This window comes from Paramagnetospirillum magnetotacticum MS-1, from assembly GCF_000829825.1.
Lineage (GTDB): Bacteria > Pseudomonadota > Alphaproteobacteria > Rhodospirillales > Magnetospirillaceae > Phaeospirillum > Phaeospirillum magnetotacticum.
The window spans coordinates 18,784-40,502 of sequence record NZ_JXSL01000031.1; the positions used below are offsets into that span (position 1 = coordinate 18,784).

The 21,719-nt window shown below is 65.2% G+C and carries 20 protein-coding genes; 3 read left to right on the plus strand and 17 right to left on the minus strand.

All coding sequences use genetic code 11. From position 1 onward, the window contains the following. Nucleotide 1 precedes the first annotated feature (1 nt). From CCC_RS19035 to CCC_RS19050, 4 genes are all read right to left on the minus strand, one after another. Nucleotides 2-1,141, minus strand: a complete 1,140-nt coding sequence (locus CCC_RS19035) for an ATP phosphoribosyltransferase regulatory subunit (RefSeq protein WP_009869994.1) — start codon at nt 1,139-1,141, stop codon at nt 2-4. Between the two features lie 123 nt (nt 1,142-1,264). After that, entirely contained in the window at nt 1,265-2,662 is a 1,398-nt protein-coding gene (locus CCC_RS19040; RefSeq protein ID WP_041042680.1) for a methyl-accepting chemotaxis protein, read from the minus strand. Nucleotides 2,663-2,848: 186 nt separating this feature from the next. Beyond that, a complete protein-coding gene (gene serA / locus CCC_RS19045) occupies nt 2,849-4,429 on the minus strand; it encodes a phosphoglycerate dehydrogenase (RefSeq protein WP_009869992.1) in 1,581 nt (526 codons plus the stop codon). A 73-nt stretch (nt 4,430-4,502) separates the two neighbouring features. Continuing rightward, nucleotides 4,503-5,681 (minus strand): phosphoserine transaminase, encoded by a 1,179-nt coding sequence (locus tag CCC_RS19050; protein WP_009869991.1) that lies wholly within the window; start codon nt 5,679-5,681, stop codon nt 4,503-4,505. Nucleotides 5,682-5,821: 140 nt separating this feature from the next. On the opposite strand from CCC_RS19050, the gene CCC_RS21365 reads away from it, so the two are divergent. Then, a complete protein-coding gene (locus CCC_RS21365; protein ID WP_052473359.1) occupies nt 5,822-6,598 on the plus strand; it encodes a YkgJ family cysteine cluster protein in 777 nt (258 codons plus the stop codon). Here the strand turns inward: CCC_RS21365 and thiD are convergent. Continuing rightward, nucleotides 6,573-7,382, minus strand: a complete 810-nt coding sequence (gene thiD / locus CCC_RS19060; protein ID WP_009869989.1) for a bifunctional hydroxymethylpyrimidine kinase/phosphomethylpyrimidine kinase — start codon at nt 7,380-7,382, stop codon at nt 6,573-6,575. The two genes, CCC_RS21365 and thiD, sit on opposite strands and share 26 nt — an antisense overlap. A gap of 180 nt (nt 7,383-7,562) precedes the next feature. Between thiD and CCC_RS19065 the strand changes: the two genes are divergently transcribed. After that, nucleotides 7,563-7,754, plus strand: a complete 192-nt coding sequence (locus tag CCC_RS19065) for a hypothetical protein (RefSeq protein WP_009869988.1) — start codon at nt 7,563-7,565, stop codon at nt 7,752-7,754. Between the two features lie 46 nt (nt 7,755-7,800). On the opposite strand, the gene glmM is transcribed toward CCC_RS19065, so the two are convergent. Continuing rightward, nucleotides 7,801-9,156: a phosphoglucosamine mutase gene (gene glmM, locus CCC_RS19070; RefSeq protein ID WP_009869987.1), complete on the minus strand. Its 1,356-nt coding sequence runs from the start codon at nt 9,154-9,156 to the stop codon at nt 7,801-7,803. 170 nt (nt 9,157-9,326) lie between these two features. Between glmM and CCC_RS19075 the strand changes: the two genes are divergently transcribed. Continuing rightward, complete coding sequence (locus CCC_RS19075) at nt 9,327-9,839, plus strand: DUF4405 domain-containing protein (RefSeq protein WP_041042682.1); 513 nt, start codon at nt 9,327-9,329, stop codon at nt 9,837-9,839. A gap of 17 nt (nt 9,840-9,856) precedes the next feature. Here CCC_RS19075 and folP read toward each other — a convergent pair whose 3' ends face one another. The 11 genes from folP to ruvB form a co-directional block, all read right to left on the minus strand. Beyond that, nucleotides 9,857-11,008 carry a dihydropteroate synthase gene (gene folP, locus CCC_RS19080; RefSeq protein WP_322097231.1) on the minus strand — a complete coding sequence of 384 codons (1,152 nt, stop codon included), beginning with the start codon at nt 11,006-11,008 and terminating at the stop codon, nt 9,857-9,859. Then, a complete protein-coding gene (gene ftsH / locus CCC_RS19085; RefSeq protein WP_456095279.1) occupies nt 11,001-12,866 on the minus strand; it encodes an ATP-dependent zinc metalloprotease FtsH in 1,866 nt (621 codons plus the stop codon). The genes folP and ftsH overlap by 8 nt, the downstream gene beginning before the upstream one ends. 98 nt (nt 12,867-12,964) lie before the next feature. Continuing rightward, on the minus strand, nt 12,965-14,308 hold the full coding sequence (gene tilS, locus CCC_RS19090) for a tRNA lysidine(34) synthetase TilS (RefSeq protein WP_041042684.1): 1,344 nt from the start codon (nt 14,306-14,308) through the stop codon (nt 12,965-12,967). Between the two features lie 99 nt (nt 14,309-14,407). After that, nucleotides 14,408-15,412 carry a tol-pal system protein YbgF gene (ybgF, locus tag CCC_RS19095; protein WP_236686422.1) on the minus strand — a complete coding sequence of 335 codons (1,005 nt, stop codon included), beginning with the start codon at nt 15,410-15,412 and terminating at the stop codon, nt 14,408-14,410. Between the two features lie 550 nt (nt 15,413-15,962). After that, nucleotides 15,963-16,448, minus strand: coding sequence for a peptidoglycan-associated lipoprotein Pal (pal, locus tag CCC_RS19100; RefSeq protein ID WP_009869981.1), 486 nt, complete (start codon nt 16,446-16,448; stop codon nt 15,963-15,965). A 169-nt stretch (nt 16,449-16,617) separates the two neighbouring features. Then, a complete protein-coding gene (gene tolB / locus CCC_RS19105) occupies nt 16,618-17,961 on the minus strand; it encodes a Tol-Pal system beta propeller repeat protein TolB (RefSeq protein ID WP_041042688.1) in 1,344 nt (447 codons plus the stop codon). Beyond that, nucleotides 17,958-18,884: an energy transducer TonB gene (locus tag CCC_RS19110; protein WP_009869979.1), complete on the minus strand. Its 927-nt coding sequence runs from the start codon at nt 18,882-18,884 to the stop codon at nt 17,958-17,960. Before CCC_RS19110 ends, tolB begins: the two co-directional genes overlap by 4 nt. A 9-nt stretch (nt 18,885-18,893) precedes the next feature. Continuing rightward, nucleotides 18,894-19,361, minus strand: coding sequence for a protein TolR (gene tolR, locus CCC_RS19115; RefSeq protein ID WP_009869978.1), 468 nt, complete (start codon nt 19,359-19,361; stop codon nt 18,894-18,896). Next, the gene (gene tolQ, locus CCC_RS19120; protein WP_041042690.1) at nt 19,361-20,086 is read right to left on the minus strand and encodes a protein TolQ; all 726 of its coding nucleotides are present in this window, start codon (nt 20,084-20,086) and stop codon (nt 19,361-19,363) included. The genes tolR and tolQ overlap by 1 nt, the downstream gene beginning before the upstream one ends. 5 nt (nt 20,087-20,091) lie before the next feature. Next, nucleotides 20,092-20,511 carry a tol-pal system-associated acyl-CoA thioesterase gene (ybgC, locus tag CCC_RS19125; RefSeq protein ID WP_009869976.1) on the minus strand — a complete coding sequence of 140 codons (420 nt, stop codon included), beginning with the start codon at nt 20,509-20,511 and terminating at the stop codon, nt 20,092-20,094. Between the two features lie 139 nt (nt 20,512-20,650). After that, nucleotides 20,651-21,694, minus strand: a complete 1,044-nt coding sequence (gene ruvB, locus CCC_RS19130; protein WP_009869975.1) for a Holliday junction branch migration DNA helicase RuvB — start codon at nt 21,692-21,694, stop codon at nt 20,651-20,653. Between the last annotated feature and the right edge of the window lie 25 nt (nt 21,695-21,719).

Sequence of the window (21,719 nt, forward strand, 5' to 3'; positions counted from 1 at the left end):
CCTATTCGACTTCGACGATACCATCAGGCCCGAGGCAATGCCCACAGCCCTGACGCTTTGCTTCGATCTTGGAATCGGCGGCGGGGACCAGCCCCGACACGGTCACCCAGCCCTGGACGCGGAACGCCTGGGCCCAGGCCCTGGGCGTTCCCGCCGGAACGAACAGCCGCCTGGCCGGTTTTGGGCCGGGAAGCGCCGCCAGAACGGAATCCATGAACAAGGTGGCACCGGTGGCCGGTTCGCCCCCCCCGCCCTGATAACGTCCGCCACGCCCCAGCTCAGCCCCCATATTGCGGGCGAACAGGGTGAAGCTCAGTCCCGTATGATACTCGAATCCGCGATTTTCCACAGGATCGACCGTCAGGGTGAGGCTGGGAAGGTCGGCAGCCACCAGTCCCACCACCTGTGCCAGACGGTCGCGTTCGCGGGCGGCAGCGGGCGGCAGATCCAGGGCGGCCAATTCGCTCAGGGCGCGGGCAGCCGGACCGGCAGCGGCGATCAGAGCCTGAAGCAGAGGCGCGGCTTGACCGCCCAGAGCGGCGACCGTGGCGCTGTCCTTGTGATCGAGCGCGGCGCGCAAGCGTTCCGCCGTCTCGCCGGAAATGCCGTAGGCGGCGAACACCGCAGGCACCAGGGTGGGCAGGGCCAGATCGGCGGAGACGCCGGGCACGCCCATCTCGGCCAGAGCCTCGGCGGTCATGACCAGAACCTCGGCATCGGCGCGGGCCTCGTCGGAGCCGATCAGCTCGATTCCCGCCTGACCGAACTGGCGTTCGGGGCGCAGCTGGGTCCCCTTGACCCGCAGAACCTGACCGGCATAGGACAGGCGCAGGGGCCGGGGCTGGGTGCCCAGACGCGTGGCGGCGATGCGGGCCACCTGGGGCGTCATGTCGGCGCGCAGTCCCATCATCTTCTGGCTCATGGGGTCCATGACCCGGAAGGTCTGGGACGACGTGCCGCCGCCCGCTCCGTCCAGCAGGCTTTCCTCGAATTCGATCAGCGGAGGCTTGACCCGGTCATAGCCGTGACGGGCGAACATGCTCATCAGGCTGTGGACGACGGAGGCTTCAAACTCCGCGTCTGGGGGCAGCATGTCGCGCAGGCCGGCGGGCAGCAGGGCCCGATTGGCGGACTCGGTCATCTTTTGGTGTCGCAACCCGGAACATAAGGGCGGGCGTCGCAGCGACGCCCGCGCGGTTATCTGGCAGTGCCCGATGTAACGCGTTTGGCCCCCAGGGGCAAACGGAATCCGGGGCCTGACGATCTAAAAGCGCCGACGATCACCCAGATCGTTCAGGCACTTCATCACGCCCACCGAAGCGTCGGCGGCACGGGCGATGGCGGCCAGCGCCCCGTCCAGGTCGCCGTTCTTGAAGCAGCGGGCCGCGTCGATGCCATTCTTGTGCACGTCCCGGTGGGGGGCTTCCAGGGCGGCATAGGCCGGATGGCGCAAGATGGTCTCGTCCGAGAGACCGGCGCACCACTTGCCCAGGCGGCACTTTGTATGATCGGCCAGATCATCGGGATTGAGCACTTCGCGGCCCACGACCATGTCGGCCAGCCGCTTGCGCCACAGCATATGGTCGGATTTGGCCACATGCAGGGTGAAGTCCTCGATCTCCAGCGCCGCCATCTCGTTCAAGGCCGCGACAATGCCTTTGGAGGCGCCGTCCATCTCGTCGACCACGTCGTTGATGGTGGCCACGTTGCGCGCCGACAGCCCGGCGATGGCGCCCACGCCTTCGGAGACATCGGCCGAGGCGGCGCTCTGCTGGCTCAAGATACCGGCGATCTGGGCCATCTTGACCGAGACGCCTTGCACCTGGGAGGCCAGACGACCCATGCCGTCGCTGGTGGTGCTGATGACCTCCTTGCCGTGCTCCACGGCACTGGCGCCGTCTTGCATGGTGCGGACGATCTCGCCCATCTCGACCCGAAGCGATTCGATGCGGGCGCGGATATCCACTGTGGCGCGCGCCGTCTGGTTAGCGAGATTCTTCACCTCGTTGGCCACCACGGCGAATCCCTTGCCCGCCTCTCCGGCGCGGGCCGCCTCGATGGTGGCGTTCAAGGCCAGCAGATTGGTCTGGGACGCGATGTCCTCGATCTGATTGACGATGTCGCCGATCTGCACCGAGGCCTCGGCCAGGGAATCCACCTTGCCAGCGGCGGCCTGCACCGCCTCGGCGATGGCGGCCATGGCGCCGATGGCCTGTTCAGCGGCGGTGTGGCTTTCCTCGGCGACCGTCTCGGCGGCAGAGGCGTCCTCGGCCGCCGCCTTCGACGTGCTGGCGATCTCGGCGACGCTGGAGACCAGTTGCTCGGCGGCCACGGCGATGGACTGGGCCCGGCGATCCACCTCGCCCACATCGCGCATCATGCCCGCGGCCTTGGTCACCGCCTCGTTGACATTGACCGAAAGGCCCACATCCAGCTTCAGATTGGCCTGAGCCTGAGCTTCCAGCTTGACGGCCAGAGCCTTGATCTTGGAGGTAAGCGGGCAAGTGCCCTCGGTTATGGAATGGTATTTCCCGGCAATGAGCTGATCCAGGGCCGCTTCGACCGCGGCCAGAGGGGCGAGTGACGCCATGGGGTCATTGGCAGCCTCGACTGGAGCCATATCGACCTTGGCAACAGCCTTTCCACCGAAAATCCAAGCCATCCTTACCTCCGGCACCCGGCAATAGTGTCTAGACCCTATGTATAAACGCGTAACCCTTCGCAACAAAACATCTTTTTTGCTCAATTTCGCATTTCTGCCCGCTACATTCGTTATTGGACCGCTCCTCAGAAGCACGAAGAGCCGCAGCGTCACCGCTGCGGCTCTTATATCCGACCGGATATGCGATCAGGCGAAGGTGAGGAACTTGGCCTGCACCACCTGGGGCAGGGCCCGGACCTTTTCCAGCAGTTCGTTGGAGACCGGCTGGTCCACCTGGGTCAGCAGAATGGCGTCGCCGCCCGCCTCGGAGCGGCCGAGATGGAAGGTGGCGATGTTGACGCCGTTAGCACCCAGCAGGGTGCCCAGAGCGCCGATAAAGCCCGGCTTATCCTGGTTGGTGACATAGAGCATGTGGCTGCCCAGCTCGGCCTCAATGGAGATACCCTTGATCTCCACCACGCGGGCCTTGTCGCCGCCGAACAGGGTGCCAGCCACCGAACGCTCGCGCTTGTCGGTGGTGACGGTCAGGCGCACCAGGGTGTGGTAATCGCCCTCGGTCTCGGTCTTGACCTCGGAGACCTTGATATTGCGTTCCTTGGCCACGACGGGGGCATTGACCATGTTGACCGCCTCGTTCATGGGCTTCAACAGCCCTTCGAGAACCACGGCGGTCAGCGGCTTGGTGTTGAGCGAGGCCACATGGCCCATATACTCGATCTTCACTTCCCTAATGCCGGTCTCGGTCAGTTGACCGGCAAAGCTGCCCAGCTGGTTGGCCAGCGTCATATAGGGCTTGAGCTTGGGCGCATCCTCGGCCGAGACCGAGGGGATGTTCAGCGCATTGGTAACGGCGCCGGTCAGCAGGTAATCGGCCATCTGCTCGGCCACCTGCAGGGCGACGTTCTCCTGCGCCTCGGAGGTGGACGCGCCCAGATGGGGGGTGCAGACCACTTTCGAATTGCCGAACAGGGGATTTTCCTTGGCGGGCTCGGTCTTGAACACGTCCAGCGCCGCACCGGCCACCTGGCCGGATTCCAGGGCCGCCAGCAGATCTTCCTCGACCACCAGACCGCCGCGGGCGCAGTTGATGATGCGCACGCCCTTCTTCATCTTGGCCATGGCCTTGGAATCGATGATGTTGCGGGTGGCGTCGGTGAGCGGGGTGTGCAGCGTGATGAAGTCGGCGCGGGGGAACAATTCCTCCAGCTCCATCTTCTCGACGTTCAGTTCCTTGGCGCGCTCATGGGACAAGAAGGGGTCATAGGCGATGACGCGCATGCGCAGGCCTTGGGCCCGGTCGGCGACGATGGCGCCGATATTGCCGCAGCCGACGATGCCCAGCACCTTGCCGGTGAGCTCGACGCCCATGAAGCGGTTCTTCTCCCACTTGCCCGCATGGGTGCTGGCATTGGCCTCGGGGATCTCGCGGGCCAGGGCGAACATCATGGCGATGGCGTGTTCGGCGGTGGTGATGGAATTGCCAAACGGCGTGTTCATCACCACGATGCCGCGCGCCGTGGCGGCGGGGACGTCCACATTGTCGACGCCAATACCGGCGCGGCCGACAACCTTGAGGTTGGTGGCGGCGGCCAGGATCTCGGTGGTGACCTTGGTGTTGGAGCGGATAGCCAGACCGTCATACTGGCCGATGATGGCCTTCAGCTCGTCGGGAGCAAGGCCGGTCTTCACGTCGGTTTCGATGCCGCGATCCTTGAAGATCTGAACGGCGGCGGGGCTCAACTTGTCGCTGATGAGAACCTTGGGCATCTGGACTTCCTCACATGGAGTTCGGGCGCCGCTCTTTGAAGAAAGCGGCGCCCGGTTCGAGGGTGTTTTTGGTTTAGGAGACCTTGGGCTCGAACTCGGCTTTGACCTGGGCGAAGGCCCAGTCAAGCCAGGGCAGGAGCTTTTCGACATCCGCAGTTTCCACCGTGGCGCCGCCCCAGACCCGCAGGCCCGCGGGAGCGTCGCGATAGGCGCCGATATCAAAGGCCACCCCTTCCTTGTCGAGCAGGGTGACGATCTTCTTGGCCGCCGCCGCCTGATCATCGGGCGAAAGCTTGGCGAAGAACGGCGCCTTGACGATCATGCAGATGGAGGTGCAGGACCGCACCTTGGCATCATCGGCCAGATTGGCGGCCCAGGAGGATGCGTCCAGCCAGGACTGCACGGCCTTGAGATTGGCCTCCGAGCGGGCGATCAGGGTCTTGAGGCCACCGATGGACTCGGCCCATTTCAGGGCGTCGATCTGGTCTTCCACGGCGATCATGGAGGGCGTGTTGATGGTCTCGCCCTTGAAGATGCCTTCGATCAGCTTGCCGCCCTTGGTCATGCGGAAGATCTTGGGCAGCGGCCAGGACGGCTTGTAGGTCTCGAGACGCTCGACGGCGCGGGGGCTGAGCACCAGCATGCCGTGGGCACCCTCGCCGCCCAGAACCTTCTGCCAGGACCACGTAACCACGTCCAGCTTGTCCCAGGGCATGTCCATGGCGAACACCGCGCTGGTGGCGTCGCAAATGGTCAGGCCCTTGCGGTCGGACTTGATCCAGTCACCGTTGGGGATCCGGACGCCGCCGGTGGTGCCGTTCCAGGTGAAGACCACGTCACGGTCGCAATCCACCTCGGCCAGATTGGGCAGAGTGCCGTAGGGCGCCTTGAAGACGCGGGTGTCCTCGATCTTGAGCTGCTTGGTGATGTCGGTCACCCAGCCCTCGCCGAAGCTTTCCCAGGCCAGGGCGTCGATGCCGCGTGCGCCGAGCAGCGACCACATGGCCATCTCGACGGCGCCGGTATCGGACGCAGGCACGATGCCGATACGGTAATCGGCGGGAATGCCCAGCACGGAACGGGTGCGGTTGATCAGCTCTTCCAGCTTGGTCTTGCCGATCTTGGCGCGGTGCGACCGGCCGACAGGCGTGTCCTTCAGCGCATCGACCGTCCAACCGGGTCGCTTGGCGCAAGGGCCGGAAGAGAAATTGGGATTTGCGGGCTTGGCAGCCGGCTTGGAAACATCGCTCATATAAAAAACCCTCCCTCGCAGAAGGGACGCGGCCCGTTGGGGGACCGTGGCCCGCGCGGAGTGTATGAGGGCCAGGAGCGATTCGCAACGAGGCATTTGTTGCTGGCGGAGATTTCACTGGCCTTGCTATCTTCGCCGCCATGTCCAGTTCCTTCGATGCCGCAGCGGCACTTCAATCCATGACCTCGGCCCGATCGGGTGTGGCGAATTCGCCCCTCCGGGACGCCTCGTTCAATGCCGTGCGCAGTTTGGTCGGTGCGGCCTTGGCCAGGGGGCTGGACGCCTCCATCGCCGCCGTGGGCGAGGCCCAGGCCCTGGCCGAGAGGCTATGGGCCCAGGTCCGCGCCACGCCAGCCTTCGCACTGGGCACGCCCAAGGCCGCCTGCGGCAAGGGCTGCGGCTGGTGCTGCCACCAGCGGGTCGGCGCCACCGCCACCGAGGTGCTTTATATCGCCGAGAAACTCCGCAAGCGCCCCGAGGCCCAACCGCTCATGGAACGGCTGGCGGCCTGGACTGGCGGGCGGCCCTGCGTGTTCCTGATCGATAATGCCTGCGCCATCTACGATCTGCGCCCGTTCAAGTGCCGGGGCCTGTATCACACGGATGCCCGCTGGTGCATGGGCACCTATGCCAAGCTCGACGCGCCGATTTTCGGCCCCGCGCCCAGCGCAGAGCACCAGATGCCGCCCAAGGACGTGTTCGACGGCGCCGTCTTCGGGCTGGCCCATCCCCTGCACATGGCCGGGCGCGACTGCCCCGGCGTGGATTTCATTCCGGCCCTGAAGGCGGTCATCAACCGTCCCGACGCAGCCCAGGCCTGGTGGCGCGGCGAGGCGGTCTTCCCCGCCGAAACCCGCCTGCACGACTGGTTCCCACCGGTGACGGGCCGGATCAAGCCCGGAAAGAAGCGCCGCTGACCGTGTGCCCGTGATTGAGCGGGCCGTGACCAGCGCCTAATCCCGGCGCGGTCTCGATGGCGCGCATCAGATAAGCTCTGGCACGCTCCACCGCATCACCGAGTTCCATGCCCTGGGCCAGCCCAGCGGCGATGCTTGACGCCAGGGTGCAGCCGGTGCCGTGGGTCGAGCGGGTCTGGATACGCCGCCCCGTAAAGCGGCGGATGCCCCCAGCCTCGGCCAGCACATCCACCAGATCGTCGCCTTCCAGATGCCCGCCCTTGAGCAGCACGGCCTGGGGTCCCAGATCCAGCAGATCGAGAGCTGCCCGCTCCAGATCCTCCACACCGGCGATGGTGCGCCCCAGCATCACCTCCGCTTCGGGAATATTGGGGGTCAGCAGCCGGGCCCTTGGCACCAGCCGTTTCACCAGTTCCCCGGCCGCGCTATCGGCCAGCAGGGCGGCGCCGCCCTTGGCGACCATCACCGGATCGAGAACCAAAGGAACCTCGGGGGCCAGTTCCTCCAGCGCGACGGCGACCACCTCAACAATGGCCGCCGAGGCCAGCATGCCGGTCTTGATGCAATCGGCGCCGATATCGCCCAGCACCGCTTCCATCTGAGCCCAGACGAATTCCGGCGGCACCTCATGAATACCCGTCACCCCAAGCGTGTTCTGGGCGGTCAGCGCGGTCACCGCCGTGGCGGCGTATCCCCCCAGACAGGTGACCGCCTTGATATCGGCCTGGATACCGGCCCCACCGCCGGAATCCGAGCCAGCGATGATCAGAACCCGTCCCTGCATGTAACGCCCTCCCCGTCGTCATCTTTGGAAATATTTCAGAACACCACAACCATGAAGCTGCATTTAGGTGACAAATTGTATCATGCCACGAAATACGGTATTTACCTGCTTGTGCAATGCAGCATTGATGCGTATATTTCCCTACATGAAAGCTTGGTTACACATCCCACGAGGTACGTCATGCTGTATAGATGGGAAGAGATTGATCAGCTTGCCGAGATTCTTGAAGCGGAGGTCGCCGGTCATCCGGTGGACACAGACCGCGCCCGCGAATTGGCCGAACGTCTGGTCCGGCTGTGCCCGGATATCGCCAAGACCATGAGCCGGGTCATCGAGCGCTTCGCCCCCGAGGCGTCGGCGACAGCGGCCTGAGGCCAAAGTCTGAGGCAAGGGGGCGAAAAGCCCCCTTTTTCATGGATCAGCCCGCCACTTGGCGGATGTGTTCCACGATGCCGTCGACGGTGGCCTCGACCAGGGTCTGATCCTCGCCTTCGGCCATCACCCGGATCAGCGGTTCGGTCCCCGATTTGCGGATCAGCAGGCGGCCTTGGCCCACCAGCCGAGCCTCGGCGTCCTTGATGGCCGCCTCGACGGCGGGGGCCGCCAGAACCTCGGCCACAGAGCCCTTGGACACCCGCACATTCTTCAGCACCTGGGGCAGCGGCGTGAACAGGCGCAGCATCTCGCTGGCTGGCTTGCCCGACTGAACCAGCGCCGCCAGGACCTGCAACCCCGCCACCAGGCCGTCGCCGGTGGTGGAATGGTCGGACAAGATGATATGGCCCGACTGCTCGCCGCCCACATTGAAGCCCTCTCGGCGCATATGCTCGAGGACATAGCGGTCACCCACATTGGTGCGGATGGTCTTTAAGCCCCGTTGCCCCAGGAAACGTTCCAGCCCGAGATTGGACATCACGGTGGCGACGATGCCGCCGCCCTTCAACTGGCCGGAGCGGTGCCATAGATCACCGATCAGCGCCATCAGCTGATCACCATCGATCAGATGCCCCTGCTCGTCGCACAGCACCACCCGGTCGGCATCGCCATCGAGCGCGATGCCCAGATGGGCACCGTGGGTCACCACCTGCTCGCGCATGGTCTCGGTATGCAGCGAGCCGCAATTCTTGTTGATGTTGAAACCGTCGGGATTGACCGCCACGGGGATCACCTCGGCGCCCAATTCCCACAGAACGGTGGGGGCGACCTTGTAGGCGGCGCCGTTGGCGCAATCGACCACGATCTTCAACCCGTCCAGGCGCAAACCGCGCGGAAAGGTGAACTTGGCGTATTCGATATAGCGGCCCGCCGCATCGTCCAGGCGCTTGGCGCGGCCCAGATGGTCCGAGCCCACCCGGCAGGACTCCAACCCGTTGAACATGGCCGCCTCGATGGTCAGCTCATCTTCGTCGGAGAGCTTGAACCCGTCGGGGCCGAACAGCTTGATGCCGTTGTCCTGATAGGGATTGTGCGACGCCGAGATCATCACGCCCAGATCGGCGCGCATGGACCGGGTCAGCATGGCCACCGCAGGGGTGGGCAGCGGGCCCAGCAGCACCACATCCATGCCCACCGAGATGAAACCCGCCGTCAGGGCCGGTTCGATCAGATAGCCCGACAGACGGGTATCCTTGCCGATCACCACCACATGACGATGCTCGCCGCGGGTAAAGTGCCTGCCCGCCGCCATGCCCAGTTTCATGGCCATCTCGGCCGTCATGGGGTCGGTATTGGCGGTGCCTCTGATCCCGTCGGTGCCGAACAGCTTGCGCGTCATGCCGGTAATTTTCCCTTAGCCCGAAAGAGGGATTGGATAGCAGGACGGGGCCGGAAGGGGAAGGGGAAAGGCTTGATACACTTTCATACAATCGGGCCACAGAGCGGACATCCGCATGTTACCGTCGCGGCCTAATCTGCCGTCCGTCAATGATCGGACATGAGGGCATCATGAGTCGTTTCGAAGCCGCGTTGCGCCGCTGGGCCACGCCCGGCACCGCCGTTCTTTCGGTGGTGGTTGGCATCACCGGGGTGATCTTGTTCTTCCATCTGGCCAAGGGGCCGGTCGAGGCCATTCACGAATGGCTTGGCTTAGGATTTGCCGTTCTGGCCATCTTGCATGCGATCCGCCATCGCGGGTCCTTCATCCAAATGCTGCGCCAGCGCCCTATGCGGCTTCTGACCGGTGCGACCACCCTCGGCGTCGCCGCCTTCCTCGTCATGGCGCCCTCAAAGCCCTCGGGCAATCCCATGGTCGGTCTGGCGCGGGCGGCGGAACAGGCCCCCATCTCTCATCTGGCCCCCGTGTTGGGCAGCCGTACCGAGGATATTCTGGCGCGGCTGCGTCAGGCGGGCGTCAATGCCAGGCCGGAAGACAGCCTGGCAGCACTGGCCGCCAGCCATCATACCGACAGTGTCCGGCTGATCGCCCTGGCCCTGCCTCCCGCGAAAATCAGGAACTGACCCCCTGACGGCGGGCCCTACGCTCCGTTCCGCATGCCCGTCCAGATGGCCATTGCCTGCACCGTCTCGGCCACGTCGTGGACGCGCAGCACCTGAAATCCGGCATCCAGGCCCACCAGATTGGCGGCCAGGGTGCCGGGCAGGCGGTCCGAAGCCTGTTCGCCCTTGCTCAAGCGCGCCACGAAGCTCTTGCGGCTTACCCCCAGCAATAGCGGCGCACCCAGGCCGTGCAGCAGGGGCAAAGCCCCCAGAATCTGGGCGCAATGTTCGGGCGTCTTGCCAAAGCCGATACCGGGATCGAGGCAGATCCTGTCGCGGGCGATTCCGGCGGCCTCGCATTGCCTCACCCGTTCCGCCAGATGGTCGAACACGTCCAGCGGGGCCGAGGTATAGTTTGGCGCCGCCTGCATGGTGCGCGGATCATCGCCTTGCATGTGCATCAGGCAGAGACCGGCGCCGCTTCGGGCCGCCACCTTCAGGGAATCCGGGTCGCCTGCCAAGGCGGTGACGTCGTTGATGATGCGGGCCCCGGCCTCCACCGCCGCGCCCATGACGCTGGCATGGCGGGTATCGACCGAGACGCAAAGCCCCTTCTCCGCCAGGCCCCTCACCACGGGAAGAACGCGGCTCATCTCCTCGTCCGGGCTGACCGGATCGGCGCCGGGCCGGGTGGATTCGCCACCCACATCGATGATGGCCGCCCCCGCCTCGACCATGGCGAGGCCATGATTGATGGCCGTGCCGGACTCGAACGTCTCGCCGCCATCGGAAAAGCTGTCGGGCGTCACATTGACAATGCCCATGATACGCGGGCGGTCAAGGTCGAGGCCGCCCCAGGGCTTGCGTTTGGAGCCGATGCGGTGAACGGTCTCGGCCACCAGCCGGGCCAGGGCCGGGTCCTCGCCCTCGGCCCAATCAACCACCTCGGCGAAGGCGGCCACGGCCAGATCGGCCCCACCGCCTTGGCGGCGGGTCGCCACGCCCAGCGCGGTAAAGGCGGCCCAGCCATCGGCCAGAGGCCAGCCATTGCCGGATATAACAGCGGCGGCAGCCTGTTCGCCCCAGACCAGACCGGTGGGTAGCAGATAAAGCCCACCCTCCGATACATCGAAGCCCCGCGGCAGGGCGGGGCTTCGGGTAAAGGCGGAAGAGACGGACGCCTCAGGCACCGGGCTGCGGCTCCGGATCATAGCCGGGACGTCCGCCGGGCCCCGAACTGGGCACCGAGGACCGGCGCGGCGGGTCCTTGGGGCGATAGTCGCCGCTATCGCCACGGGTGATGGTCTCCCCCCGGATCAGGGCGTCGATATCGTCGCGCGACAGGGTTTCCAGTTCCAGCAGACCCTTGGCGATGATTTCCAACTCGGCACGGTACTTGGCCAGAATGTCGCGGGCGGTGTTTTCCCCTTCCTCGACGAAGCGCCGCACCTCGGAATCGATCAGACTGGCGGTGGCTTCCGACACGTTCTTGTGCTGGGTCACCGAATGGCCCAGGAAGATTTCCTCCTGGTTGTCGTTGTAGCGCAGCGGCCCCAGCTTCTCCGAGAAGCCGAATTCGGTCACCAGCTTGCGCGACAGATCGGTGGCGCGCTGGATGTCGTTGGAGGCCCCCGTGGTCACCGCATCCAGGCCGAAGATCATCTCTTCCGCCACGCGGCCGCCGAAGAACGCGGCGATCATCGCCTTGATCTGCTTCAAGGACAGGGAATAGCGGTCGCGCTCGGGCAGCGACATGGTCAGGCCCAAGGCCCGTCCGCGCGGAATGATGGTCACCTTGTGCAACGGCTCGTGACCGGGCACATGCATCATCACCAGGGCGTGGCCCGCCTCGTGATAGGCGGTAAGCTTCTTCTCGTCCTCGCTCATGACCATGGAGCGCCGTTCGGCCCCCATCATCACCTTGTCCTTGGCGGCCTCGAACTCGGCCATGGTCACCACGCGCTTGCCCGCGCGCGCCGCCAGCAAAGCCGCTTCGTTGACCAGATTGGCCAGATCGGCGCCCGAGAAACCGGGCGTGCCGCGCGCGATGATGCGCGCATCCACGTCGGGAGACAGCGGCACCTTGCGCATATGGACCTTGATGATCTTCTCGCGGCCCAGGATATCGGGATTGGGCACCGTCACCTGCCGGTCGAAACGGCCGGGACGCAGCAAAGCGGGGTCCAGCACATCGGGACGGTTGGTGGCGGCGATGAGGATGACGCCCTCATTGGACTCGAAGCCGTCCATCTCCACCAGCAACTGGTTCAGCGTCTGCTCGCGCTCATCATTGCCGCCGCCCAGACCTGCGCCGCGATGACGGCCGACCGCGTCGATTTCGTCGATGAAGATGATGCACGGAGCATTTTTCTTACCTTGTTCGAACATGTCGCGCACGCGGGATGCGCCGACGCCCACGAACATCTCCACGAAGTCCGAGCCCGAAATGGTGAAGAACGGAACATTGGCCTCGCCCGCGATGGCGCGCGCCAGCAGGGTCTTGCCCGTGCCGGGCGGGCCGACCAGCAGGCAGCCCTTGGGAATCTTGCCCCCTAAGCGCTGGAATTTCTGCGGGTCTTTGAGGAACTCGACGATTTCCTCGAGCTCCTGCTTGGCCTCGTCGATGCCCGCCACGTCCTCGAAGGTGACGCGGCCGGTCTTCTCGGTCAGCAGGCGGGCGCGGGACTTGCCAAAGCCCATGGCCTTGCCGCCGCCGCCCTGCATCTGGCGCATGAAGAATACCCAGACGCCGATCAACAGCAGCATGGGGAACCACGAGACCAGCACGCTCCACAAAGTCGGCGCGTCGTCGGACGGCGGAACGGCAGTGATGCGCACATTATGGGCGCGCAGCTTGTCCACCACGTTCACGTCCTGGGGCATGTAGGTGGTGAAGGGGCGGCCATCGGTGAAATGGCCGTTGACCACGCTGCCCTGAATGGTCACGTCGGCGATGGAGCCGCGATCCACATCGGACAGGAATTCGGAATAGGATGTCTGGCCCGGACCGCGCGGCGGCGAGGACGCCTGGAACAGATTGAAGAGCATCACCAGCAGCACGGCGATGATGACCCACAACGCCAGGTTCTTGCTGAAATTCAAGGTAGCGTCCTTCCCGTCAGATTTCCGTACCGGACCCGAGTCGTCTAGAGATAATGCCTATTCCCGCTGGCACAAGCGAAAACGCTCAAAACATGAAGCGGCGAAGCGTGCAAGCCCACCAGCACCCGTCCGGCACCGTCCCGGTTATAGCCGAGCAGCGGCGCGGCGAGAATACCCCGCTCATCGTAAAGGCCGGGTAAAGTGGGAATGACGCAGGCGGGAACCGGCTCGAGGGGCTTGCCCCCCATTAACTCCTGCACCTTGCTTCGCCCCTGTGGCCCCAGTCCCCCCAGGCGCAGTCCCGGCGATGCGTCCCTTGCCACCATCGCCTCGAAACGTCCGTCCCAGCGGATGCGAGTCCCCGGCGCCAGATCCACGGGCGGCGACATCCGCGCGGGCTCGCGGCAGATGATCACCGTCTCGCCCACAGGCACGATCCGGCAGCCCGCCAGGGTCCGAGCCGTCTCCAGCCCCGCCGTCAGGGCGGTGTAAAGACGCTCCAGCCGCTCCAGGCGCGGGGTGACGTCCTCGCCGCCCACACACAGCAGCAGCCGCGCCAGTAGTCGCAGCCCGACCTCTTCGGGAAGGCGGGCCAGGACTTTGGGCTGCAAGCGCGCGTAACCGGCCGGGTCCAAGGTGACGTGCCGGGCCGCCGCCTCGGCCACCATGGCATCCACCGCGGTTTGAGCGCGGGCCAGCCGCCCGGCAGTCTGGCCCAGGCGTTGCGCCGTCATCCCCTCGGCGGCCAGATCACCGGCCAGACGGCGCAGGCGCACGCGGGCGAAGGCCTCGTTGCGGTTGGAAGGGTCTTGCACCCAGTCCTGGCCCCTGTGGCGCAGAAAAGCCTCCAGCCGGGCGCGCGGCACGACCAGAAGCGGGCGCAGCAGCCGCCCCCAGGCGGTCGGCCGCTCGGGCGCCATGGCGGACAGGCCATCCAGCCCCGAACCGCGCCCCAAGCGCAGCAGCAGCGTCTCCGCCTGATCGTCTTGATGATGGGCCACCAGCAGATGCAAGATGCCCTCGGCGGCGCAGGCCTCGCCCAGCAGTCGGTAGCGCGCCGCCCGCGCCGCCGCCTGAAGATCGGCGGCGGGCTTGTCGCCCTCCCAGGCCAGAATGCGGTGGGCAATGCCCTCCCCCCCCAGCCACTCCCCCACCCGCTCCGCCTCGGCGGTGGAGTCTGGGCGTAGACGGTGATCCACGGTAAGCGCCAACACCTCGCCGCCCCGTGCCCGCGCCCACTGGGCGGCCAAGAGCGCCAGAGCAAGGGAATCGGCGCCCCCCGACACCGCCACGGCCAGTCTGGGCCCGGTCTCGAAGGGGCCCAGAGGCTCCATCAGGCGGGAAAAGTCGTCGGGAGTGAGAGGGCTTCCCTCCCTACCGGCCGTCATCCCGGAAGCGCGACAGCGCTATCCGGGATCCCTCTGTCCGGTGGCACCATGGATCCCGGCTCAAGGCCGGGATGGCGGAAGAAGGTCACCCCCCTTCCCCTACTTACCGCAGCCCAAACGCTGCTTGTCACCCGTAGCGGCCCGCTTGATGCGATCGGCCATGTCGGGATGCTCGGCGAACAGCAGAGCATAGGTGCGGCAGGCCTGATCCTTCATGTCCAACTGGCCGAACGAAGCGCCCAGCTTGTAGAGCATGTCGGGAGCCTTGGTGTGCTTGGGATACTTCTTGTAGGCCTCGCCGAACAGCTTGGCCGAGGTGGCGAAGTCCTTCTTCTGCGAGAAGGCGATGTCTCCCAGCCAATACTGGGCGTTCCCCGCCAGCTGATGATTGGGATAGGTCTTGAGGAAGGCCCTGAATCCCTGCTCCGCCCCATCGTAATCACCCTTCTGAGCCAGGCCATAGGCCTCCTCATAGGCGGACTGGGCATCCTTGGGGGCGGCGGGCGGCGCCTTGGCCGCCTGGGCCTGGGATTCGGCCTCGCCCTTCTTCAGGGCGCCTGCGGGCATGGAGCCCAAATTCTGCGGACCGGGCGCCGGGCCGTCATTATCGGCGGAATTGGCGCCGGCCTTGACGCCCTTGGGCGGAATCAGCACCGGCGCGCCGTTGGGATTGGTGGCGGGAACGGAAGCGGCGGGCATGGACACGGATTGCGGCTGGGCGGCGGAAGACTGACCTCCCCGTGCGGCTTCCAGGTCCTTGAAGCGCAGATCGAGATCGGCCTGCATGCGCTCGATCTGCTTGTTCAACTGGGCCGCCTTGAAATTGGCTTCCTCGATCTTGCCGGTGAGGAAGCGGTTGGCGTCCTCCAGCTCATTGATGCGGTCTTCCAGACGCGACGCCATGCTGCCCGACACACTGCCGTCATTGGAGCGCACCACCGTGGTGCCGCCCCGCGCCGATTGCGACTGCAGCGTCATGAGGTCGCGTTCCAGCCGGTCGATGCGGTCATAGAGAGCGCGGGTGTCGCTCTGTGCCGAAGCGGGAACGGGAGCGGCGCCAAGCATCAGCGCGGCAAAAGCGGTGGCAAGAACCAGACGACGCACGGCCAACCTCATCTTCAAAACGGATGCGGAAGAATGACTATTGAATGCGATCAAGGCAAGAGCAAGGCGAGGACGCCCAGGGCTCCGACCCCAGTTTATGAAAGATTGCTGGTGAAGCAACCTTGGTCATTTTGAGCGCTACGCCCGCCACCAATCGCCGTCATGCGCGGGCACGTCCCGCGTATCCACGCCGTTCCACCCGCATTTTGCCGGACGGATAGACGTGGATGGCCGGGACGAGCCCGGCCAAGACGATGAAATTATACCAACGGCCGGAATTATTGACTTCCACTGTCATCCCGAGCGAAGTCGAGGGATCTCCGTCTGGGATGGCGGTGCCGATTCGGAAATGCCGTGCCAGCACGAGATCCCTCCTCCCGATGGTCGTTCGGGATGACAGATCAATGTTTTCGACCGCCGGTATTAGCCTACTCGAAACCTGAGTTCGGAACCCTGCGAAGACGCCGAAGGCATCCAAAAAAATAAGGCGCCCGCCCCTGCGTAAAGCAGGAGGCGGACGCCCCATTCTTTTCGTCCGTAAACGGCCTGATTAGTTCAGGACGGTCACGCCACGACGGTTCTGCGACCAGGCGGCCTCGTTCGAGCCCAGAGCGACGGGGCGCTCCTTGCCGTAGGAGACGGTCTTGACGCGGGCAGCGGCAACGCCAGCGGCCTTCAGGTATTCGGCGACCGAATTGGCACGCTTCTCACCCAGAGCCAGGTTGTACTCGCGGGTGCCGCGCTCGTCGGCATGGCCTTCGACGGTCAGCGAGTAGTTCGGATAGGCCTTCAGCCAAGCAGCCTGCTTGTCCAGGGTGGCCTTGGCGTCAGCGCGCAGGCTGGACTTGTCGAAGTCGAAGAAGACACGGTCGCCGACGTTAGCGACGAAATCTTCCTTCGAGCCCTTGACGATACCAGACGAGGCCGGCGGGGTGGTGATGCCGGTGCCGCCCTTGTTGGCGGTGTCGGAAGGAGCGGATTCGCAAGCGGCCAGCAGAGCGGCGGCGGCAACGATGGTCAGGAAACGCAGTTTCATATTTGAGGACTCCCCCTCAATGCGACGCGGGATATGGAACTAAGATCGGACCTTAGAGACTACGTGCCGCCCAATCAAGGACGACACGCCCCACCAGTGACACCGTTAGCGATCGGACCCGATGTCACCGGGATAAATCCTAATCGGCGCGGACTATACAAAGATAATTCTAGGGAATCAAGGGGGACCACGCAGGATCCGACCCATCGATGGGCGTCAAAAGCACTCTTTCATTCACGCCGGTCAGATCAATGGTGTAAAGACGCACCACTTGGCCCCGGCCGCGCTCATCCGAAGGGCTTTCGCGGAAGAAGGACAGGACACGGCCATTGGGGGCCCAGGTGGGACCTTCCACCAGGAAGCCCTCGGCCAGCAGGCGCTCGCCCGAACCGTCGGTGCGCATGACACCTATGAAGAATTGCCCACCCTTCTGCTTGGTAAAGGCGATGAGATCGCCTCTGGGGCTCCACACCGGGGTGGCATAGCGGCCGTCGCCGAAGCTGATGCGGGTGGCGTTGCCGCCGTCGGCGCCCATGACGTAAAGCTGCTGCCCGCCGCCACGATCGGATTCAAAGACGATCTGCTGGCCGTCGGGTGAATAGCTGGGCGCGGTGTCGATGGCCGGGTTGTAGGTCAGCTGCCGCTTCTGGCGGGTCAGCAGGTTCATCTCGTAGATTTCGGTATTGCCGCTTTCGGCCATGCTGAAGATGACCTTGTTGCCGTCGGGCGAGAAGCGCGGCGCGAAGGTCATGCCCGGAAAATTGCCCAGGGATTCACGCCGGCCGGTATCCAGGTTGAAGATGTAGACCCGGGGCACGCCCTTGAAATACGAGAGATAGGTGATCTCGCGGGCGCTGGGCGAGAAGCGCGGCGTCAGCACCAGTTCCGAGCCGTCGGTGAGAAAGCGGTGGTTCTCGCCGTCCTGATCCATGATGGACAGGCGCTTCTTGCGGTCGTTCTTGGGACCCGATTCGGCGATATAGACGATCTGGGTGTCGAAATAGCCGTCCTCGCCGGTCACCCGCTTATAGATGGCGTCGGCCACCTTGTGGGACAGGCGGCGCCAGTCGGCGGGCGAAGCCGAGAGCGTCCAGCCGGTCATATAGGCTTCGTTGAATACGTCCCACAGGCGGAATTCCACCCGGATGCGGCCATCGGCGCCGCTTTCGATCTTGCCGCTGACCAGGGCCTCGGCATTGATGGCCTTCCAGTCGGGAAAGCGCGGCCCGGCCTGCAAGGAGGCGGCGTTCTGGATGAAGGCCTTGGGATCGATGGGCTTGAACAGACCCGAGCGCTCCAGATCGGCGGAGACCACGCGGGCAATATCGGCGCCGACGCGGTTGTCCTGGGCCGAGGCTCCGGCGAATTCGGGAATGGCGATGGGCAGCGGCTTCATCTGGCCACGGGTGATGTCGATGCGGACCTCGGCACTGGCGGGCAAGGCCGCCACAACCCCGAGGATGACGAAGGCGGCCGCGGCCGCGAACGAACGAATGCGAGACATGGCGGTTATCTCCCTGCCGCGAATTTGGGGTTGAAGGCCAAGGTGAAGTCTTTGAACTGGTCGTACTTGTCCACCGGGATGGGCAACGGGCTGGCGGCGCGAACCGCGCGGCGCGCGCTGTCGGCGGCGGCCTGGTAATAGGGGTTCACCATCATCATGGGGTCCAATTGGACCTCGGCCGAGGTGACGGTGCCGTCGGGCAGGACCGAGACCTTGATCATCACCACCAGCTTGTCGGCGTCCTTGGCTCCGGCGGGCACGTTCCAGAACCGCTCGATATGGGCGCGGATGCGGTCGCGCTCGGTCATGGAGACCGGCTCGTTGGGATTGTGCGACGCCGAGCCCCTGACCGATTGCGGCGCGGTCTGGGTGGCGGTCTTGTTCTCCGGCGTCGAGGGCTTCAGCTTCTCGGTGGATTTCAGAAGCTTGTCCAACTCGTCCTTAGGCGTCGGCTTCTTCTTGTCCACGGATTTGAGCAAAGAATCCAGCTCGTCCTTGACGTCCTTGGTCTTCTTGGGCGGCTCGGGGCGCGGCTCGGGCTTAGGCGGAGGCGGAGGCTCCGGCTTGGGCTCGGGCTTGGGCTCGGGCTTGGGGATAGGCGCGGGCTCCGGCTTGGGCGGAGGCGGAGCGGGGGGCGTGGGCGCCGGTTCAGGCGGCGGCGGCGGCTTGGGCGGCTCGGGCTTGGGCGGTTCCGGCTTTGGCGGTTCGGGCTTGGGCGGCTCGGGCTCGGATTTCTGGGGCTCGGGCTGGGGCTTGTTGTCTTGCAGGGGCGGTGGATTGGTCTTGGCCCCGATGGGGACGATATCGACGACGATGGGCGCGTCTTCCATGGGGATCTCGCGCCAGAACTGCGGCAGGCCGAACACCGCCAGCAGGAACAGCGCCAGATGCAACAGGCCGGAGAAGACGTAACTTTCGCGCCGCAATTCCATGATCCGGGCCTAGCGCCCCCCCTTCTTCACGGGCTTGGCCGGATCTGTGGACCCCTTGACCTCGGTGACCAGGGCGACCTTGGCGAAGCCAGCGGAGCCCAGCGTGCCCATCACCTCCATCACGCGGCCATAATCGATGCCCTTGTCGCCGCGCACGAAGATGCGGGTCTCGGGCTTCTGGGCGGTGATGGCCTGAAGGCGGGGCGCAAGCTCGTCCAACTGGACCTCGGTTTCCTGAATCCAGATCTTGCCATGGGCGTCGATGGTCACCGACAGCGGCTGGTCGTCGCCCTTCAAGGGAGCCGACGAGGTCTTGGGCAGGTCCACCTGGACACCGGCGGTGAGCAGCGGCGCGGTCACCATGAAGATCACCAGCAGCACCAGCATGACGTCGACCATGGGGGTGACGTTGATTTCGGCCACGGGCCGGAACCGGCGGGAATGCCCGCCCTTGCGGGGGCCGATGGAGGCGCCCATCAGGCCTTCTCCTCAAGCTGGCGCGAGAGGATGGCGCCGAACTCGCCCGCGAAGTTCTCCAGGCGCTTGGAATAGCGGTCCAGGTCGTTGGAGATCTTGTTATAGGCGATCACCGCCGGAATGGCGGCCACCAGACCGAGAGCGGTGGCGAACAGCGCCTCGGCGATACCGGGCGCCACCACGGCCAGCGAGGTGTTCTTGGTCGCGGCGATGGACTGGAACGAATTCATGATGCCCCACACCGTGCCGAACAGGCCGATGAACGGCGCGGTCGAGCCGGTCGAGGCCAGAAAGCCCAGGCGGCGCTCCAGCAGTTCCATCTCGCGGCCCAGCGTCACGCTCATCACCCGGTCGATGCGCTGGGGCAGGCTGGCCCGCGTGGAATCGCGGTCGGCCAGGCCCTTGGCGGCGGAGCGGCGCCATTCGCGCATGGCGGCCACGAAGATGGACGACATGGGGTCCAGGGGCCGCGAGCCGATGCGGTCGTAAAGCTCTTCGAGCGAACCGCCGGACCAGAAGGCTTCCTCGAACTGGTCGGCGCGCGTGGTCAGCTGGCGCACCTTCATGATCTTGTCGAAGATGATGGCCCAGCACCAGAACGAGGCGCACAACAGCGCAATCATCACGAATTTGACGATAATGTCGGCGCGCAAGAACAGCGCCCACATGGACAAATCCATCTGCGCCGCCGCTCCGGCTGCCCCTACTGCCTGAGAAGGATCCATAATACCTACCGCCTTTCGCTGATCCGCTTCGCGAACAATTCCCTGACCGGCGCCGGAATGCGGGCCGGTTTGCCCGACAGGGTGATATAGCCCAGGCGCACCCCCAGGCGCACCAATTCAGTTCCGTCTTCGACGCGCAAGATGCGCTGGTCCAGTTCTATACTGGCACCGCCGATGGAAATCACCTGGGTTTCCACCGAAAGCAGGTCATCGAGCCTAGCGGGGCGCAAAAAATCCAGATGGGCCGAGCGTACGGCGAAGGCGGTGCCCTCGCCGTCCTCCAGCATGGCCCGCTGGCTGATTCCCAGTTCGCGCACCATCTCGGTGCGCGCCCGCTCGGCGAAATTCAGATAGTTGGAGTGGTACACGATGCCGCCCGCATCGGTATCCTCGTAATAGACGCGGATGGGGAAGGTGTGGGTCATGGCCTGCCCCCCATCTCAATCGTCATCCCGGACTTGATCCGGGATCCAGGAGCCACGGAAAAGCCGGAGGAGCCCCCCCTGGGTCCCGGATCGCGCTTCGCTTGTCCGGGATGACGGAGCAGGAAAGAGAGCATCCCCATCATTCCCCGTCCTCCTCCATGCGGGTCAGCAGGTCAAGCTGCACCAGCAGGTCCTTAGGCGGGTTGATCCCGATATGCTTGAAACCGGAAGCCGAAACCATGCGGCCTCGGGGCGTGCGCTGGATCATGCCCTGCTGCAAGAGATAGGGCTCGACCACCTCTTCCAGGGTGTCGCGGCTTTCCGACAGGGCGGCGGCCAAGGTTTCCACCCCCACCGGCCCGCCGCCGTAATTCTCCGCGATGCAGCGCAGGTAGCGGCGGTCCATGGCGTCCAGGCCGATACGGTCCACCTCCAGGCGGTTCAGCGCCGCGTCGGCCACCGGGGCATCCACCGGCGAGCGCCCGGCCACGGCGGCGAAGTCGCGCACCCGGCGCAGCAGGCGTCCAGCCACGCGCGGCGTCCCCCGAGAGCGCCGCGCCACTTCGGCGGCTCCGTCAGGGGTCAGATCGAAGTTCAGCACGCGGGCGCCGCGCGCCACGATGCTTTCCAGCTCGGCGGGCTCGTAGAAATTCATGCGGCACGGAATGCCGAAGCGTTCGCGCAAGGGCGTGGTCAGCAAGCCCGAACGGGTGGTGGCCCCCACCAGGGTGAAGCGGGGCAGATCGATACGGACAGAGCGGGCCGCGGGGCCTTCACCGATGATCAGATCCAACTGGAAATCCTCCATCGCAGGATAGAGAACCTCCTCTATGGCAGGATTAAGGCGATGGATTTCGTCGATGAACAGAACGTCATTGGCTTCCAGATTGGTCAGCAGCGCCGCCAGATCGCCCGCCCGCTGGATCACCGGGCCCGAGGTGGCGCGAAAGCCCACGCCCAATTCACGCGCCACGATCTGCGCCAATGTGGTCTTGCCCAGGCCGGGCGGGCCATGGAACAACACATGGTCGAGGGCGTCACCCCTGGCGCGGGCCGCGCTGATGAACACCTTGAGATTCTCGCAGACCTGCCGTTGGCCGACGAAATCGTCCAGCGACAAGGGCCGAAGCGACGTCTCGGCATCGGCGGAATTCTGCTCGGGCGATACGACGCGAGGGGTCATGGCCGGCCCCCCGCCACAATTTTTC

Coding starts and splice junctions, on each gene's coding strand:
- CCC_RS19035 (WP_009869994.1), bottom strand. CDS start 1,141: ATGACCGAGTCCGCCAATCGGGCCCTGCTGCCCGCCGGCCTGCGCGAC.
- CCC_RS19040 (WP_041042680.1), bottom strand. CDS start 2,662: ATGGCTTGGATTTTCGGTGGAAAGGCTGTTGCCAAGGTCGATATGGCT.
- serA (WP_009869992.1), bottom strand. CDS start 4,429: ATGCCCAAGGTTCTCATCAGCGACAAGTTGAGCCCCGCCGCCGTTCAG.
- CCC_RS19050 (WP_009869991.1), bottom strand. CDS start 5,681: ATGAGCGATGTTTCCAAGCCGGCTGCCAAGCCCGCAAATCCCAATTTC.
- CCC_RS21365 (WP_052473359.1), top strand. CDS start 5,822: ATGTCCAGTTCCTTCGATGCCGCAGCGGCACTTCAATCCATGACCTCG.
- thiD (WP_009869989.1), bottom strand. CDS start 7,382: ATGCAGGGACGGGTTCTGATCATCGCTGGCTCGGATTCCGGCGGTGGG.
- CCC_RS19065 (WP_009869988.1), top strand. CDS start 7,563: ATGCTGTATAGATGGGAAGAGATTGATCAGCTTGCCGAGATTCTTGAA.
- glmM (WP_009869987.1), bottom strand. CDS start 9,156: ATGACGCGCAAGCTGTTCGGCACCGACGGGATCAGAGGCACCGCCAAT.
- CCC_RS19075 (WP_041042682.1), top strand. CDS start 9,327: ATGAGTCGTTTCGAAGCCGCGTTGCGCCGCTGGGCCACGCCCGGCACC.
- ftsH (WP_456095279.1), bottom strand. CDS start 12,866: ATGCTCTTCAATCTGTTCCAGGCGTCCTCGCCGCCGCGCGGTCCGGGC.
- tilS (WP_041042684.1), bottom strand. CDS start 14,308: ATGACGGCCGGTAGGGAGGGAAGCCCTCTCACTCCCGACGACTTTTCC.
- pal (WP_009869981.1), bottom strand. CDS start 16,448: ATGAAACTGCGTTTCCTGACCATCGTTGCCGCCGCCGCTCTGCTGGCC.
- CCC_RS19110 (WP_009869979.1), bottom strand. CDS start 18,884: ATGGAATTGCGGCGCGAAAGTTACGTCTTCTCCGGCCTGTTGCATCTG.
- tolR (WP_009869978.1), bottom strand. CDS start 19,361: ATGGGCGCCTCCATCGGCCCCCGCAAGGGCGGGCATTCCCGCCGGTTC.
- tolQ (WP_041042690.1), bottom strand. CDS start 20,086: ATGGATCCTTCTCAGGCAGTAGGGGCAGCCGGAGCGGCGGCGCAGATG.
- ybgC (WP_009869976.1), bottom strand. CDS start 20,511: ATGACCCACACCTTCCCCATCCGCGTCTATTACGAGGATACCGATGCG.
- ruvB (WP_009869975.1), bottom strand. CDS start 21,694: ATGACCCCTCGCGTCGTATCGCCCGAGCAGAATTCCGCCGATGCCGAG.